Origin of the sequence: Anaerotruncus rubiinfantis (assembly GCF_900078395.1) — a bacterium.
GTDB classification, from domain to species: domain Bacteria; phylum Bacillota; class Clostridia; order Oscillospirales; family Ruminococcaceae; genus Anaerotruncus; species Anaerotruncus rubiinfantis.
This window is the reverse complement of record NZ_FKLA01000008.1, coordinates 284,176-300,807: the sequence shown is the minus strand read 5'-3', so window position 1 is coordinate 300,807 and position 16,632 is coordinate 284,176. Positions and strand designations below refer to the sequence as shown.

17 protein-coding genes and 1 riboswitch are annotated in these 16,632 nt (G+C 53.9%); of the genes, 5 read left to right on the top strand and 12 right to left on the bottom strand.

What is annotated here, in order from left to right:
* Positions 1–6: 6 nt before the first annotated feature.
* Positions 7–270, bottom strand: coding sequence for a metal-sensing transcriptional repressor (locus BN4275_RS03795; RefSeq protein WP_066454144.1), 264 nt, complete (start codon positions 268–270; stop codon positions 7–9).
* Between the two features lie 9 nt (positions 271–279).
* Positions 280–2,850, bottom strand: coding sequence for a heavy metal translocating P-type ATPase (locus BN4275_RS03790; RefSeq protein ID WP_066454140.1), 2,571 nt, complete (start codon positions 2,848–2,850; stop codon positions 280–282).
* 178 nt (positions 2,851–3,028) lie between these two features.
* Between BN4275_RS03790 and BN4275_RS03785 the strand changes: the two genes are divergently transcribed.
* From BN4275_RS03785 to BN4275_RS03775, 3 genes are all read left to right on the top strand, one after another.
* Entirely contained in the window at positions 3,029–3,832 is an 804-nt protein-coding gene (locus BN4275_RS03785) for an amidohydrolase family protein (protein WP_066454135.1), read from the top strand.
* 146 nt (positions 3,833–3,978) lie between these two features.
* A complete protein-coding gene (locus BN4275_RS03780) occupies positions 3,979–4,479 on the top strand; it encodes a COG2426 family protein (RefSeq protein WP_079988045.1) in 501 nt (166 codons plus the stop codon).
* Between the two features lie 24 nt (positions 4,480–4,503).
* Positions 4,504–5,895: an oligosaccharide flippase family protein gene (locus BN4275_RS03775; protein WP_066454132.1), complete on the top strand. Its 1,392-nt coding sequence runs from the start codon at positions 4,504–4,506 to the stop codon at positions 5,893–5,895.
* A 41-nt stretch (positions 5,896–5,936) separates the two neighbouring features.
* Here BN4275_RS03775 and BN4275_RS03770 read toward each other — a convergent pair whose 3' ends face one another.
* The 3 genes from BN4275_RS03770 to BN4275_RS03760 all read right to left on the bottom strand — a co-directional run bounded on the left by BN4275_RS03770 (position 5,937) and on the right by BN4275_RS03760 (position 6,768).
* The gene (locus BN4275_RS03770) at positions 5,937–6,185 is read right to left on the bottom strand and encodes a helix-turn-helix domain-containing protein (protein WP_066454129.1); all 249 of its coding nucleotides are present in this window, start codon (positions 6,183–6,185) and stop codon (positions 5,937–5,939) included.
* A gap of 4 nt (positions 6,186–6,189) precedes the next feature.
* Positions 6,190–6,441, bottom strand: a complete 252-nt coding sequence (locus tag BN4275_RS03765) for a helix-turn-helix domain-containing protein (protein WP_066454126.1) — start codon at positions 6,439–6,441, stop codon at positions 6,190–6,192.
* 102 nt (positions 6,442–6,543) lie between these two features.
* Positions 6,544–6,768, bottom strand: a complete 225-nt coding sequence (locus BN4275_RS03760; protein ID WP_066454116.1) for a hypothetical protein — start codon at positions 6,766–6,768, stop codon at positions 6,544–6,546.
* A 216-nt stretch (positions 6,769–6,984) separates the two neighbouring features.
* Between BN4275_RS03760 and BN4275_RS03755 the strand changes: the two genes are divergently transcribed.
* Positions 6,985–7,326: a helix-turn-helix domain-containing protein gene (locus BN4275_RS03755; protein WP_066454110.1), complete on the top strand. Its 342-nt coding sequence runs from the start codon at positions 6,985–6,987 to the stop codon at positions 7,324–7,326.
* A 106-nt stretch (positions 7,327–7,432) separates the two neighbouring features.
* Here the strand turns inward: BN4275_RS03755 and thiT are convergent, their stop codons facing one another.
* The 3 genes from thiT to BN4275_RS03740 form a co-directional block, all read right to left on the bottom strand.
* Positions 7,433–7,999: an energy-coupled thiamine transporter ThiT gene (gene thiT, locus BN4275_RS03750; RefSeq protein WP_066454106.1), complete on the bottom strand. Its 567-nt coding sequence runs from the start codon at positions 7,997–7,999 to the stop codon at positions 7,433–7,435.
* Between the two features lie 62 nt (positions 8,000–8,061).
* Positions 8,062–8,172: riboswitch (TPP riboswitch) on the bottom strand.
* 151 nt (positions 8,173–8,323) lie between these two features.
* Entirely contained in the window at positions 8,324–9,601 is a 1,278-nt protein-coding gene (locus BN4275_RS03745; protein ID WP_066454103.1) for a hypothetical protein, read from the bottom strand.
* Positions 9,602–9,945: 344 nt separating this feature from the next.
* Entirely contained in the window at positions 9,946–11,181 is a 1,236-nt protein-coding gene (locus BN4275_RS03740) for a hypothetical protein (RefSeq protein WP_066454101.1), read from the bottom strand.
* A 180-nt stretch (positions 11,182–11,361) separates the two neighbouring features.
* On the opposite strand from BN4275_RS03740, the gene BN4275_RS03735 reads away from it, so the two are divergent.
* The gene (locus BN4275_RS03735) at positions 11,362–11,925 is read left to right on the top strand and encodes a DUF3795 domain-containing protein (protein WP_066454095.1); all 564 of its coding nucleotides are present in this window, start codon (positions 11,362–11,364) and stop codon (positions 11,923–11,925) included.
* Positions 11,926–12,055: 130 nt separating this feature from the next.
* On the opposite strand, the gene BN4275_RS03730 is transcribed toward BN4275_RS03735, so the two are convergent.
* From BN4275_RS03730 to BN4275_RS03715, 4 genes are all read right to left on the bottom strand, one after another.
* Entirely contained in the window at positions 12,056–13,267 is a 1,212-nt protein-coding gene (locus BN4275_RS03730) for an LPXTG cell wall anchor domain-containing protein (protein ID WP_066454090.1), read from the bottom strand.
* Between the two features lie 347 nt (positions 13,268–13,614).
* The gene (locus BN4275_RS03725) at positions 13,615–14,790 is read right to left on the bottom strand and encodes a hypothetical protein (RefSeq protein WP_066454087.1); all 1,176 of its coding nucleotides are present in this window, start codon (positions 14,788–14,790) and stop codon (positions 13,615–13,617) included.
* Between the two features lie 195 nt (positions 14,791–14,985).
* Positions 14,986–15,936 carry a DMT family transporter gene (locus BN4275_RS03720; RefSeq protein WP_242863551.1) on the bottom strand — a complete coding sequence of 317 codons (951 nt, stop codon included), beginning with the start codon at positions 15,934–15,936 and terminating at the stop codon, positions 14,986–14,988.
* Positions 15,937–16,068: 132 nt separating this feature from the next.
* Complete coding sequence (locus BN4275_RS03715) at positions 16,069–16,575, bottom strand: hypothetical protein (protein WP_066454083.1); 507 nt, start codon at positions 16,573–16,575, stop codon at positions 16,069–16,071.
* Positions 16,576–16,632: the final 57 nt, after the last annotated feature.

The window sequence follows — 16,632 nt, the reverse complement described above, 5'->3', positions numbered from 1 at the left end:
ATTTTGTTATTTTATTAATTTATCGAGCAGATCCATCACTTCATCAAGCTTCTCCTGCGCGTCACCCGCCTCAAACGCGTCTGCCACACATCCTTCCATATGGGCGCGCAGCACCTCCTTGTTCGCGCGGGAGAGCACCGACTCGGCCGCCATGATCTGGTTGGAGATGTCAATACAGTACCGATCCTCCTCAATCATCTTGAGCACGCCGTCAATCTGCCCGCGCGCGGTGCGGAGCAGCCGGGTAACTTTCTGTTTATCCGCCTTCATAACACGGCCTCAGTCGAGCGAGACGACTTCGTAGCCCGCGTCGGCCACCGCCGCTTTGAGCGCGTCGTCGTCCACCCTGCCTTCGGTTTCGATCATGGCTGTCTTGGCTTCCAGATCCACTTTGGCGGTCACACCATCCAGCGCGCAGAGCGCCTTCTCCACACGGCCGGAACAATGCGCGCACATCATGCCTTCGATTTTCATGGTTTTTTTCATTGTTTTCACAACCTCTTTCGTTTCTGTTTTTACGATTTTGGATTCGGTTTCTATGGGGACGGAAATCTCCGCCAACGCGCCGCGGCGCGGTTTAAACAATTTTAGCCGCAGAGCGTTCGATACGACGCAGACCGAGCTCAGGCTCATGGCCGCAGCCGCGAACATTGGATTGAGCCTCCAGCCAAGCACCGAGAAGAATACGCCCGCTGCCAGCGGGATGCCGATGGAATTGTAAAAGAACGCCCAGAACAGGTTCTGTTTGATGTTGCGGATAACCGCGCGAGAAAGTTCGATCGCCGAAACCGCGTCGAGCAGGTCACTCTTCATCAACACAATGTCGGCCGATTCAATTGCAACGTCGGTGCCCGCGCCAATCGCAATGCCCACATCCGCGCGGGTCAGGGCAGGCGCGTCGTTGATGCCGTCACCCACCATCGCGACCTTTTTTCCGGCTTGCTGCAGGGCGGAAACCTCCCGTTCCTTATCCTGCGGCAATACCTCGGCCACCACCCGGCCGATCCCCATCTGTTTGCGGATGGCTTCGGCGGTGCGGCGGTTGTCACCGGTCAGCATAACCACGTCAATTCCCATTTCGCGCAGCCGAGCAACCGCTTCCCGGCTGGTCGGCTTGATCACGTCCGCCACGGCGATCACACCGATCACCCGGTTCTCATCCGCAAAATAGAGCGGCGTCTTACCTGCTTCTGCAAGCGACGCACCAGTCTTTTCGAAACCGCCAAGCGGGATTTTTTTCTCAGCGAGCAGCTTAAGGTTGCCCGCATAGTAGATTTTTCCTTCAAATTCCGCCTGCACGCCCTGTCCGACAAGCGCGGAAAATTCCCGCACCGGCGCGATATCCAGCCCGCGCGCTGCCGCCTCGGCCATGATCGCTTCAGCCAGCGGATGCTCGGACGGCTTTTCAACCGCCGCCGCGATCGCAACCAGACGTTCTTCATCCATGCCGTCCGCCGTGAAAATATCGGTCACGCGGGGCTTGCCTTCGGTGATGGTGCCGGTTTTATCGAGCACCACCGTGTCGATCGTATGCGCGGTTTCCAGCGATTCGGCCGATTTGATCAGGATGCCATTTTCCGCTCCCTTGCCAGTTCCAACCATAATCGCGACCGGCGTCGCGAGCCCAAGCGCACACGGACAGGAGATGACCAGCACCGCAATACCGATCGACAGTGCGAATTCAAAATTCTGTCCCAGCATCAGCCACACCACCGTGGAAAGGATCGCAATACAGATGACAACCGGCACAAATACGCCGCTCACCTTGTCAGCGAGCTTTGCGATCGGCGCTTTCGAGTTGGAAGCGTCCTCGACCAGCTGGATAATCTGCGCAAGAGTGGTGTCGTTTCCGACCTTGGTTGCGCGGAATTTTAACCAGCCGGATTTATTGATGGTAGCCGCGATAAGCGTGTCACCCGGATGTTTTTCGACCGGGATACTCTCGCCGGTCAGGGCGGATTCATCCACCGACGAGCCGCCCTCGACGATCTCGCCGTCCACCGGCACACTCTGTCCGGGCTTGACGATCACAAGGTCACCCACCGCGACCTGTTCGACCGGGATTTCCATCTCCGCGCCGTCACGTTCCACAAGCGCCACCTTCGGCGCGAGATCCATCAGTTTGGTGATCGCTTCGCTCGTCTTGCCCTTTGAACGGGTCTCCAGGAATTTGCCCAGCGTAATCAGCGTGAGAATCATCCCGGCTGACTCAAAATAGAGGTCCATCGTGTATTGCTCCACCACCGCCATTTCCCCGTGCCCGAGTCCCCAGCCGATCATGTAGATGGCAAATACGCCGTAGATCATCGCCGCGGCCGAACCGATCGCAATGAGCGAATCCATGTTTGGAGCTGCTTTGAAGAGTGTCTTGAAGCCGACCTGGTAATATTTGCGGTTGACGTAAACGATCGGCAGCGCCAGCAGGAACTGGGTGAACGCAAAGGTCATCGCATTTGCATTGCCGTGCAGGAAACCCGGCAGCGGCATACCCATCATATGTCCCATCGAGATATAGAAAAGCGGGATCAAAAAGGCAAACGAAACCACCAGCCGCCGTTTCATGTTCGCAATCTCGCCCGCCATCAGGCCGTCGGACATGGGCGCGGGCGGCGCGCCCGCGGTGGCCGGTCCTGCCGCTGGGGCGTGCACCGAAGCTCCATAGCCCGCCTCCTCCACAGCGCGGATAATCGCCTCTGTGCCGGTCGCGGTTTCGTCGTATTCCACCGCCATGTTGTTTGAGAGCAGATTCACCTGCACGTTTTTTACGCCCGGAACCTTGGCGACCGCCTTCTCCACGTGCGCCGAGCAAGCGGAACAGGTCATGCCTGTGACGTCAAATTTCTGTTTCATAATTGCCTCCTATATACCCCCAGGGGGTGTGGGTGGTTCGATTTCATTGTATACTCATTCCGTCTATTTGTCAAGCGGAAATTCGTGCGGTTTTTCTTTACAACAGTAAATCGTTGCTGTATAATAAGTTTCAGTATAATATCCCCAAATTTTCCATCATTTATTTGGAGGCTATCACATGCTGATCGATTTCCATACCCATATATTCCCCGATGCGCTCGCCGCACGCACCCTCCAGAAACTCTCCGCCATCGCACAGTGCGCATACCACACCGACGGCACGGTCGCGGGGACTCTGCAAAAATTTGACGAATGGGGTACCGATTACGGCGTGGTGCTGCATATCGCGACCCGGCCCGGCCAGGAAGGCACCATCAACCGCTTTGCCAAACAAATCCAGGAGGAGCATCCAAAGCTCCTCTGCTTCGGCACTGTTTTCCCGGATTCGGAAAATGCCGTCGAAGCCGTCTGGCAGATCAAGGAGCTCGGCCTCTATGGGATCAAGCTGCATCCAGCCTATCAGCATTGCTTCATCCGCGAGGAGAAATATTTTCCGCTCTACGAGGCGGCCGCCGAAGCCGGCCTGCCGATCACGATGCACGCCGGATGGGACCCTGTAGAACCGAAGGTCGTCTATTCCCCGCCGGAGGACATCGCCTTTGTGGCGCGTTCCTTCCCCAATCTCACAATCATTGCAGCGCACATGGGCGGGCTGATGCTCTATCAGGAGGCGGAAGAACATCTTTGCGGCCTGCCGAATGTTTATCTCGACACCGCGATGAGTTCTGTCTACTGCGGCTCTGCGCAGTACGAACGCCTGATCCGCAACCATGGCGCCGACCGGGTGCTGTTCGGGACCGATTGCCCGTGGAACACGGTGCCCGCGGAAAAAGCTTTTCTGGAGGCGACGACCCTCTCCCGGCAGGAGAAGGACAAAATCCTCTATCAGAATGCCCGCGCGCTCCTGCATCTTCCCGGCTGAAGCCGCAACATTACATAAGCTGCCGCCGGACCGGTGCCGGCGGCCTTTTTATGGATTGGCAAAAAGTTTACATGATTCGATTGTAATATGCGCATAATTTTACTATAATAAATAGGCATGTAATGATTTCCAAATCCGGAGGGCTTATGGAACAACTGATGCAGCAGATTTTCGACTTTTTTTCTGTGGCAGGCCGCGAAACCGCCCTGTTTATCGTTTCAATGATCCCGCTCATCGAGCTGCGCGGTTCCATCCCGCTCGGCGCCGCCATGGGGATGGATTGGCATCTGGTCTTTCTCATTTCGATCGCGGGAAACCTATTGCCCGTCCCGTTCATCGTCTGGTTCGGCAGGCCGCTTTTCAAGTGGCTCAAATCGACAAAATTGCTTTCCGGCGTCACCAATTGGTATGAGCAAAAACTCCTGCAAAAAGCGGACAAGGTCACCCGCTACGAAGCGATCGGGCTCTGTCTGTTTGTGGGCGTGCCGCTGCCCGGCACCGGGGCCTGGTCAGGCGCGGCGATTGCGGCCCTGCTCGGTATGCGGATGAAGCCCGCCATCCTTTCGATCGCGGCGGGCGTGCTGATCGCCGGGGTGATCATGACAGTGGCCTCCTATGGCCTTTTGCAGTTCATCAGCCTGTTCTAACATCAAAACGGAGGTGCCGGTGTATTGGATAAGTATAAAAAGCTGATCTCCAACACCTTTATATTCGCGGTCGGCACCTTCAGCTCCAAGGTGCTCGTTTTTCTGTTGATGCCGCTGTATACCCGGGTGCTTACGCCCGAGGATTACGGCGTGGTCAACCTCATTGTAGACACTGCCAACCTCATCATCCCGCTCGTTTCGGTTGGCATCTCCACCGCCATCATCCGGTTCGGCCTGGACCGCGCGGTGGACAAGCGGGACGTCTTTTCAGGCGGGATCATCGTGCTCGGCGTTGGATACCTGATCTTCTTCCTGCTTGGGCCGTTCATCGGGAAATTGCCCAACATGCAGGAGCACACCCATCTCATCTACCTCTATGTGCTCACCTCCTGTCTGCGCTCGCTCTGTTCGCAGTTCGTGCGCGCGAAGGAATATGTCCGGCTCTATGCGTTCGACGGGGTGCTCAGCACGATCATGGTCATCGTGTTCAACGTCCTGCTGCTGGTTGTCTTTAAGCTCGGAATCACCGGCTATGTGCTGGCGACCATCCTGTCCGACCTGTTGTCGGCAGTCTTTCTGTTCACAGCCGCCCGCCTGCACCATTATATCCGTTTCAAGGGCATTGACTGGCTGGTGCTGCGTTCGATGCTTCGTTACTGCATCCCGCTCATTCCGAACACCATCTCCTGGTGGATCACCAACGTTTCCGGCCGGTATATCGTGGTCTATTTCCTCGGCAAGGCGGCGAACGGGCTTTATGCCGCCGCCTACAAGGTCCCGACCATGATCAATCTTGTCTCCGGCATCTTCACCGACGCCTGGCAGCTATCCGCCTTCACCGAAAGCGGGCCCGGCCGCGACCGGTTCTTTTCAAACGTCTGCGCAGCCTACCAGGCGATCATCTTTTCCGCCGCGTCGGGGCTCATCCTGTTCGCAAAATTCATTATGACCCTGCTGGTGGCGAAAAACTATTATGAAGCGTGGCGTTTTATCCCATTTCTGGTGCTGGCGACTTCATTCTCCTGTTTTGTCACTTTCCTGGGAAGCATCTACATGGTGGAGAAGAAAAGCAACGCCACCATGGTCACAACCATGATCGGCGCGGCGGTCAATGTGGCGCTCTGCTTTCTGCTGATCCCGCATTTCGGGGTCAATGGGGCCGGATTTGCCTGTTTTTTCAGTTATTTTGTGGTGTTCATTGTGCGCGCGGTCGATACGCACAAATATGTGAAAATTCGCTGGAATCTGCCGAAGGTCGCGCTCAATCTGGCCGCGCTGCTCATCCAGTCCTGGGTGCTGCTCACCGTCACCGAAAACTGGGTCTTGCCGGAGGTGCTGCTCTGCCTGTTTGTCCTGCTGATTAACTTTAAGCAGATCCTTATCAACATCCAGAAGATCCTGGCCAAACGCCGGTAAAACAAACGCCGCCCGCGTCGGAAAACCGATGCGGGCGGTGTTTATTTTTCTTCAATTCCAAGCAGATATAAAACTGTTACATGCAAAGCTTTCGCAAAGCAGACGACCTCATAGTCGGTCACAATACGGTTGTTCTTTTCAATTTTGCTGATCATCTGCTGATCCATGTTCACATTCAGCGACTGCATACGGGCGGCCAGCTCTTCCTGAGAGATTTTTCCCGCGGTGCGCGTTTCTTTTATTCTCCGGTGGACAATATTTTTGTCCCCATAATACTGTACTTTATTCATCGGCTCAGTCCTTGTCCACTCCGAGCAAATATGTTACGGTCACGTTAAGCGCTTTTGCGAGGATTACCACCTCGTAATCCTGCACAAGCCGTTGCTGCCCTTCCAGGCGAGAGAGGCTTGTCCCACTGATATCCATTCCCATTGTCTGCAACCACGCAAGCAGCTCTTTCTGCTTGATATCTCTCTGCTTTCGGATGGCAACCACCCGTTTACCCACAATATTTTTATCTCCAAGTGGATTTTTACGCGGCTTCATTCGCATCCCTCATAAAATTTGATACTCAAATTTTATGCAGAAACACAGTAGAAATAATGCGAATATCGGAGTAAAATAAATTTACTCCGATATTCGCATATTTTATTGATAATTGTGCAGAAATTCCCGGATTTCCGGGTAACCTGTGAAAGACAGCGGTTCATCTGTCAAATAGGAAAGCGCATACTCCCATTCCGCCAGGCCGTACCGTTGCAGATCGCTGTGGTACAGCTGCTCCAATACCCTTTTTCGGAACGGTTCCCGCTTCAGGTTGGAAAGAAAATCCGCGTTTTCCCGTTGGATCATCTCCAGCAGTTCACTTCGCATTTCTCATCCCCCTATGGGAAATGTTGGAATCTTTAACAGACGCTGTTTTTCAGCGCCCGTCTTTTTATGATATGCCGGACGTATAAGCGCGGTTTCCCAGCTGCATACTAATTTTGGTTTAGGCTAATCCTATTTTAGTTTTTTGCCCCTGTAAGAATTCCATACATTACCATAAAATAGAGGTAGAACCCTATCAAGCCTTCAGGAGATGGACCCATGGAGAATATGTCGAAGATCATTGGCAGCAACATTCGCAAGTACCGCACGCTCAAAAAGATGACGCGGGAACAGCTCGCAGAAGCCGTCGATCTGGACAGCGCCTATCTTGGGCAGTGCGAACGCGGGGAACGACAACTGGGTTTGACGAAAACAATTCAAATCATCGAATTTTTTGGGGTAACAGCCAACGACATCATTGCTGTCAGTAACAAAAAAAGCCGAATACAAAAAAAAGAGTATCTTTCTGAGATCGATGAGCTGCTGCAGGACTGCACAGATAACCAGGCGCTTGCCATCCTGCGGATCATCCAGAATGCACTCCCGTTCCTGAAAGAATAAAAAAATAGCCGCAAAAGCGGCTATTTTTATTTCATGCGCCAGACAAAGGCCGATACGCAAAAAAACAGCGGGCAGAAATATCTGCCCGCTGTTTTTACTTTGGGGCTCAGGCGGCTGAAGCGCCGGCCAGTTTTTGCAGATTTACATAGCGGACGATTACGCATACCGCAATCACTGTCACCACCATCTCCCCGACCATGATCATCCCATTATAACTCAGCGAATAAAGCCACACCGGCATGCCCTCCGGCGCGTATTCAGTCCAAATGAGAATCCCCGACAGGAAACTGCAAAAAAAGCGCATCCCAATGACCGCAATCGTTGCAGCGGCCGCCCCCGCCTGCTTATTTGAAAAACGGCGGGCAATCGCACCGGCAAGCCCCAAAACCCCGAACGCGATCACATAGTCGAGCAGGACCACTGCGAGGTAATTCCAGAAATTCTGAACCGGCGGCGGATAAAAACCCTCCACCATCTGCACCAGCGAATAGGCAAACGAGGTAAACAGGGCCCATTTGGTGTCGTACATCAGCGATATAATGATAATTGGCGCCATGCTGGCGATTGTGACCGATCCGCCGAACGGCATATGGAACAGCTTGAACATCGACAGGATCAGCGCCAGAGCGATCATCAACGCGCTGTGGGTGAGTTTGCGTACGGTTGTGTTCATGGATTTTCGACTCCTTTTTTTGTTTTTCTAAACAAAAAACGCCACAGATAATCCCTGCGGCGTAAAAGAGTTCTCTATCTTCCTACGCTGGCATTACCCAGATCAGGTCGCGGGTTACGCACAGGTCCATGTGCGCTCTCAGCCGGCATCCGCCAGCACCCCAATTATGGCGTTTTTCTGTTTCTGCGTCCTATTATAAGCGATTGGCGGGTATTTGTAAAGAGGTTGTATTGGTTCTTTGGGACACCCCTAACCCCTCATTGCCAAAACCAAAAAGGCAGGGCGGACTTTCGTCCGCCCTGCCCTGAAGCAGTCAGAAAGAACTTATTTGGAAGCCTTCTTGACAGCGATGGCGCCAGCGCCGGCGAGGGAAGCGATCGCGGCCATAACAGCCATGTTGATCATGTCGCTCGCACCGGTGCCCGGGTTGTTCTTGTCGGAGTTGGAGGAGCCGTTGTTCTGGCCCTCATCGTCCTTGTCGCTGGTGTCCGCTTCGGTCACAACAGTGCCGTCTTTGATCAGCTTGTTGGTGACAACGAAGGTGTCCAGCTTGTTGGTGCGGAAGGACAGGGTGCTCTCATCGCCGTCAAAGGTGGCGTTGAGTTTATAGAGCTTGCCATCCGCATAGCGGTAGGTGTACATCTTGTCGAAATCATCGACGATGTCCTCAACATCCAGCACGACACGGCCGGTTGCGGAGAAGCTCGGACGGCCCGGGAAGTTATAGAACTTGAAGTCCTGGTCGTCGAACTTGGAGAGGATCTCCTTGACGCCCGTGTTGTTCGAGAGCATGTTCTTGGTGGACTCATCGGTCACATTGACGGTGAATTCCCAATCGCTGCCCGCGAGGGTGACGTTCTTGTAGTTGTTGATCTTGGCGATCTTGTTGAACTGGGAAGCGGTGATGACCGGGCGGGAGTTGTCGATCTCGACGACGTCGCCTTCGTCCAGGCCGGTGACATAATCGTGCTCAGCCTCGTCATAACCGTACTGGAACTTCACTTCCTGGGAGAAGACGGACAGGTTGTTCGCCTTGCGGACCAGCTTGACGTTGTATTTGACGTCAACCGGCTTGGTCGGGGTCGCGTCTTTCGCCTCAACATAGAGGTAGTAAACGCCTTTGTAGTCATCGATCTCAAAGGTCTTCATGCCTTTGGTGGAAACCTTGGAGTAGCTGAACTTGTAGGTCTTGAGCAGCTCGTCGGAAACCGGGACGGTCTTGTCGCCGATCTTGACGGTTACCGGGAATTTGTACTCGGTGCCGGGCTCCAGGATATCGTCCAGGGTCGCACCGGTGTCCTCGTCAGCGCCGAAGTAGAGCACGGAAGGCTCGGCGTTCGGATCAGCCTCCTCTTCGGAAGAGCTGCCTTCGGAAGAAGTGGGCTCGGAAGAGCTTTCCTGGGAAGAGCTGGACTCTTCGGAAGAAGACTCGGAAGAGGACTCTTCGCTCGAGGAGCTGGAGGATTCTTCGGAAGAAGAATCTTCGAGGGTAACGATGGAGTTGGTTTCGTTTTCGATGGAATTTACGTCATCAGCCAGAGCAGTCACGCCGACAGACATGGCGGCGGAAGCGGCGAGCAGTAATGCAAGCACTTTTTTCATGTGGTGTTTCCTCCTGAAAAATAAGTTTTGGTTCGGCGGCCTTACGAGCGGCACGCTTGGAACGAGTCTCAGTATACGGGAGAGTCAACAGATTTTCAAGAGGTTTTTGTTACCAAATTGTAATAATTGTCGTATAATATACACAATAAACTTTTATTTAGTAAATCAAAATGTGTCAAATATGATAATTCCCAGATATCCACTCTCCTTTTGTCCAACTTCCGCTAATTTTCCTGTCAGCTTTGTGTTCCCTTCCCCTTTTCTTCCCATTTCGTTTTCTCTCCTCCAGAAAAAGGAAACGCCCGCCGCGTAAAACGCGGCGGGCGGACTTGCATGAATCTTCTTTATTTGCGCGTGCGCGTGAAAGCATACACGCCCATCGAAAGCGCCAAAGCGGCAAGCGCAGCGCCGACAAAGTCGCTTGCGCCGGTCGACGGCGGCGGATTCTGCGGTTTCGGCGGCGGCGGAGCCATATCGGACGGTGTCTGTTGCTCTGGCGGCAGATTTTCCGGGTCCTGCGGCTCGCCTTCATAATCTTCCCACAAATCGAGTTCAACGTCCGAAATAACATAGGTTCCGAGCGTGCGGGTGCGCGTCTGCCAGCCGTCGATACCCGCGTCGGTTTCATCCTCGTGCACATAGGTGAACCGATCGGTCACATCCTCAAGATAGCCGTCCTTGTCCACCAGATAGATGAAGCAGTCGCGCGGATTCACATCGTAGCGGTAGTCATAATCGTAATAGTCGCTGTAAGGATTATAAAGGGTCAGTTTCGCGCGGGAGGTGCTGTCAATCGCCGGATTGCCGACAAAATCCCGGAAGTAAAGATCCGCGTCGGCCGGATCGCCGTAATCCTCATAGATGCTGCGGATGTTCTTTGTGGAGAGCTTCGCATAGAACTTGTCCGCGTCGCTGTCCGCTTCAAACTCCAGGCAGGCGATGTCTTCGTCATAGCCCCACGCGATCAGATTGTCCTCATTGGAGGTCGGGTTAAAGACAACCCCCTCCCCCGTCTCAATCGAAGCGTCGGTCTCCTCCTCCGGGTTCTCAATCCAGAGCTCGAACCGGACGCTGATGATGTCCCCGGAATTCCAGACGCGTTGGTTGTCCGGATCATCCTTGGTGCTGCGGGCCTTGAAGTAGGCGTCAAAGCTGAGCTGTTTTTCCTCGGTGATGCGCGAATCCTTCAGCTTCACCTCGATATAGTGGTTGCGGCTGCCGCCGCCAAGCCGTTTGGTGACCAGCTTGACCGAACTGAGCAGGCTTCCGTTCTTGTCCTTGTCGAGCCGGAAATTGAAATAATCTTTGTCTGTGAGGTCCTCCAGATCGATTTCGGTTCCACCCTCAAGCGTGGCCGGACCGGCCAGTTCGACATAAAACCGTTTGCCGGGCGGGACCGCTTCGCCGTAGACATAGCTGTCAGAGATGTCAAATTCCGCGTAATCGAGCGTGTCGCCGTCCTCGTCGAGGATATCGGGACCAAGCCCGACCGTCCCATCGGAGGTAAATGCGAACACCCCGACCGCACCCAGCGTCATCACCAGGACAGCCGCCAGTATAAACGCCGCAAACCGTTTCATTGCGCACCCGACCTTTCGATTTCCTGTAATATGATGCAAAAACCAAATTTCAGATACTTCCACATCTGCATTATATCATGGAAAAACCTGCGAAGTCAACCGATACGCGCGCTCCCCGCCTTGCCACGTATTGTGGAATATGGTACAGTAACAGTATCATTTTAAGGGAAGGAGCTCCATATGAAAAATTTTGATCGCAGCGACCTCTCGTTCTCCCTCTGCGGCCTCAACTGCGGGCTCTGTCCGATGAAACTTGACCGCTACTGCCCCGGCTGCGGCGGCGGAGCCGGCAACCAGTCCTGCCCCATTGCAAGATGCAGCCTGGAGCGCGGCGGTTTCGCATACTGCTTCCAGTGTGAAGAATTTCCCTGCGCACGCTACACACAAACGGACACGTATGATACCTTCCTTTCGAAATGCAATAGAATGCGGGACATCGAGCGATTCAGGCGGATTGGGCAGGACGCCTATCACGCCGAACAAGCGGATCGAATTGCCGTTTTAAACCGTCTGCTGGAAAACTATAACGACGGGCGGCGTAAGAGCCTCTTCTGCCTTGCGGCGCAGCTTTTGGAACCGCAGAGCATTGCTGCGGTCCTGCGTCAACTGGACGCGGAAACCGCCGACCTGCCGCAGCAAGAAAAGGCCATACGCGCTGCGGATCTCCTGCGGGCGCTGGCAGAAGAGCAAAACATCGTGCTCAAGCTCCATAAGAAACCCTCAAAAAAGAAAACCAATCCATAAAAATAGGCGGTCAGCCTTTACCAGAGCTGGCTGCCTTGTTTTATGCACTGCATGAGAAAAATGCCCGGCGGCTGTGGAGGCAGCCGCCGGGCATTCATTTTGTCAAATTAACCAGGTTGATCAGGCCCAATTATTTGGACACTTTTTTGAAGGCAACCGCACCAGCCGCAGCCAGGGACAGGACAGCCGCGACAACCGCAACATTTACCATGTCGCTGGAACCGGTCTGCGGGATGTCCTTGCCGCTGTTGGAAGAGGTGGAGCTGGATGCGCTGGAGGAGGATTCCTCTTCCTCATCCACTTCGATGTCAAGCTCGGTGTCGGAAACGATGTAGGAACCCAGGGTGCGGGTCTTGATACCCCAGCCAGGAATCTCATATTCGTCCTCGGAATAGGTGAACTTCTCAGTGACATCGGTCAGGGTGCCGTCGGAATTTTTCTCATAGATGTACGCATCGGACGGATTCGGAACATAGTCCGCATCCTCATCCCACGGGATGCCGAGGACCAGGGTGGCACGGGAAGTTGCCGGAATGCTCGGATTGCCGACGAAATCATAGAACCACAGGTCCGCGTCAACCGGATCCGCATACTCGGAGTAGATGGTTCGGTCGGCGCTGGTGGACAGGCGCGCATAGAACTTGCCGGCGTCATCGTCCGCTTCGAACTCCAGCGCGGCCAGGTCGTCGCCCCAGATCAGGGTGTTGGTTTCGTTTTCTTCGGGGTTATAGTAGATGCGGTCGCCCGCTTCCGGATTGTCGTCGTTGGTCTTTTCCTCGTTGTTGATCCAGAAGGAATAATCAATGGTGACCTTATCACCCTTTTTAAAGGTGTTTTCACCCGTTTTGGAATCACGCTTCGCAGTGAAGGTGATTTCGCCGTCGGTGTGGATTTCAGAAGTGGTCATCGAATCGGCCAGCTCGAAATACAGGACTGCATCGTAACGAACGCCATTGACGCGCTTGTCGGTCAGCAGCTCGATTTTTTTGATCATCTTGCTGTTGGTATCCTTGTCGTAATCAAATTTGAAGAGGTCCTTATCCTTGAGGTCGCTGGTGGTGGCGTCGGTGTCGGTGTCCCAGACCGGGTTTACGACCGCTTCGACATCGCCGTCAGCCGCTTTGGAATTTACGAGCGGGACATAAAATTTCTTGTTCGGCGTGATGGTGTCCGCCTCGATGGTGTTGGCGGTCACTTCAACCTGGCCGACGGCCTCATCGTTGCCGTCCCAGGCGCCCGCAAAGTTTACGGTGCCGTCCGCGGCATCCGCCGCGAAAGCTGCCACGGACATGACGCTCATCGCCATCGCCGCGGCCAGGATTCCCGAAAGAATCTTTTTCATGGGTTTGTTCCTCCTTAAGAAAAAACAGTTTGATACACTTGGGCACGTCCTCCAACATTGCCCTTTGTGTACCCCAAGTATATCCTTGCCTTTTGGAAATGTCAAGCGTTTTTGTTACCGTTTTGTAATCTTTACAGGCAATATTGTAACCAATTTGTAATATATGGAACCAAAATCGACAATTTACGGCCATAAATATGAATTTATTATGAATATTTTTTGTCCAATCCCAATTTTTCTTCCATTTAATAGAATATACAAATAGTAATAAATCCCTTCTTTTCCGAATGAAAACGCAAAAAATGCCGCAGACTGGGCGTCTGCGGCATTTTGCGTTTTTGTTCCCATTACTTTCCTGTGGGCGGGTTCACCTTGGTATTTTTATTCACATCGACAGCCGGCGGAGCCTGCCAGGTCTGCGCCGGCGTTTCGGGCTCTGTTTGAGGCCTGCGTGACGTGTCCAGCTCCTTGTCCGAGATGATATAGCATCCCAAAGTCCGGATTTTGGTGCGCCAGCCGTTTACCTCATTTCCATCCTCATCCTCTTCCACATAAGAGAACAGACTGCTGACATCCGTCAATTCCCCATCCACATTCTTAGAATAGATCCTGCACTTTTCCGGGACAGGCGCGCCGTCATCCTCCTCCGGCCACGGATAGAGCAGCGTAAGCACAGCGCGCGAAGTCGCGGAAATTGCCGGCGAACCGGTAAAATCACGGAAAAACAGCTCTGCGCCGACTGGATCGCCATAAGTTCCGTAGATGACCGGATCCGCCTTGGTCGAAAGCTTCGCATAGAACTTCGACGCATCATCGTCCGCGGTGAAAGCCAGCGTTGCGACACGATCCCAGGTCACCATGTTCTTCTCATTGGACACCGGATCATAGACAAATTCATCACCCGGGTCGGCGTCCACATCGTCGCCTTTCTGTAAGTCGTTATTGATATAGAAGGTCAGCCGCAGCAGCGCATAATCGCCCTTTTTCCATAAAAAATCCCCGTCGTCGGTTTCTTGGTCCCTGCGCGCCGTAAAGGTGAGATCAAGACGTGCTTTGAGCTCCTCATCCGTCTGAGATTCCCCGATATCGATCTTCAGCCATGCACTGCGCCCACTGCCACCGATGGATTTTTCATTGTACTGGCTGACCTTGACAAGGCCTTTTCCAGCGCCGTCCTTGTCGCTTTTCAAACGGAACAGATCTGAATTGGCCAGTTCTTTCGGCGTGACGTTGTTTTCAACATAGCTTTCTCCGCTCTCGTCCTCAATGAGCGCCACCGACCGGCCGGCACCCGAATCCGCCGGCCCCAGCCGCAGATAGAGCGTCTGATTGGGCGCGACATCAAAGGACAGGCTGCCTCCGGAGGGCGCGTCGCCCGTGGAAGCCTTTACCGCTCCGTCTTCATTTATCAGGTCCGCCGATGCTGCCGGGACAACCCCGCCGCTTCCCTGCGCGGATACGCCGACCGCGCCGAGGCTGCAGACCAGCAGGACGGCAAGCGCCGCCGCTGTTAGCTTTTTCATAGGAATTCCCCTTCTGGTTCGGAATCGGCGGAAAGCAACTCTCCATTTTGCCTTCCGCACGTTGTTTCTTGCTTTTATTATATCCCGAATGAAGTGGAAAAGTCAACGGATTTTGTAACCCTTTTGTAACTATTTCAATCCTTTTGTTACCAAATTGTCACTTTTGCATCATCCACTGGGCAAAAAGAACGCATCTTATGAACGGTCCGTGAATGGAACAGCTTTTTGATGGTTGACGACATAGATTCCGGCACAGACGCAAAACAACGCCGCGAGATTCTGAAGCGTAAAGAAAATCTCATGCAGGAATACCGCCGAAAGCAACGCGCCGAATACTGGCGTGAGGAAGTTATAAATACTGATCTTCGCCACCGGGTTATATTTGAGCAGGATGGTCCAGCCGCCAAAGGCAAGGGCTGAAAGGATCACCAGATAGACAAGCAGGCCAATCCCCTCCGCCGTGACCACGTTTAGGCTCCCACCGAACGCGAGCCCCACCGCCAGCAGCCCGACGCCGCCGATCATGAGCTGCCATCCGCTGATCATGACCGAATCCCCATTGGCCGAGACATTCTTGCTGATCACGAATCCGACCGAAAAGGAAATTGCCGCGATGATGACAAATCCATCCCCTGTAAAATTGAATCCCGCCCCAAAGCTGCCGCCGCTCAGCGTGATCAGAACCACGCCGATGAAGCCAAGTATGCAGCCAGCTACCTTTTTGGGCGTAATACGGTCGTTCTTATAACAAAAATGCGCAAGGATCACCGCGAAAAAGGAGGAAACTGAATTGAGGATCGAAGATTTCACCCCAGTGGTGTTGGCCACGCCGATATAAAAGAATAAATATTCCAGAAAGGTCTGTACAAACCCCAACAAAATAATCCCCCGAATGTTTTTTCGATCGGGCAGCAGCAGGCGGCGGCTCACCAAGCTGCCCGCCGCGATTGTGACCAGCCCGGCGAACGTGAACCGCACGCCCGCAAAGACCAGTTTTCCCGAAATATCGTTGGTTGCAAGCGCAAACAGCTCATATCCGATTTTCAGGCATGGAAACGCACTCCCCCACAGCAGGGTGCAGATCACCGCAACCAGGATGATGACCGGCTCTTTGGTAAAAATGCTGCGATTAGACATTGTCGACATAAAGTTCCCTCTTTCCCGTCCATTTCCAACCCATCCAATTTATCACAATCCGCGGGGTTTGTCCATCTTCCCTACAGGAAAAATCACGGCCGGAGCGAATTCGCCCCGGCCGTGATTTACCGTCGGTCCTTTTCACTGCCCGCCGCCGAACATCCGGGAGAGCGGGCTCACCACGTCATGCAGGTCTTTGATCGCCTTATTGAGCGTGGCGATATCCACCCCCTCGATCACCGAAAGCGCCTTTTCCACGTCGTCAAGCGCCTTGACGATCCCATCCCTGCTCTGCAGCACCAGTCCGTCCACATTTTTCAGCACACCGCCGATATCCGCTTCAGAAAGCTCAGCGCTCACATTTTGCAGGTCGGCAAGCACAACGCCCGCCTGTCCCACAACGTCGTTGGCCGCGCCCACCAGCCCGGTCAACCGCGGAACCAGCAGTGAAAACAGCACGATCACCACAAGCAGTGCCGCCCCGGTAAACACCGCGCAGAGCCGCGCCATAAAAAGCTGTTTTTTCAGGCAGGCGGTCTGCCGTGCGCTTTCTTCCTGCATCTGCCGCAAAAGCGGGATGAACGCATCCTGCCCGGGCTGTACGGTCTGCTCATCCGAACCGTTTTTCTCCAGAATGGTTTCCGTCATCCCGCACCCCTCCCCAAAATAATTTTCCGCACGCGGCCAGAAACGGAGCCCGCCAGC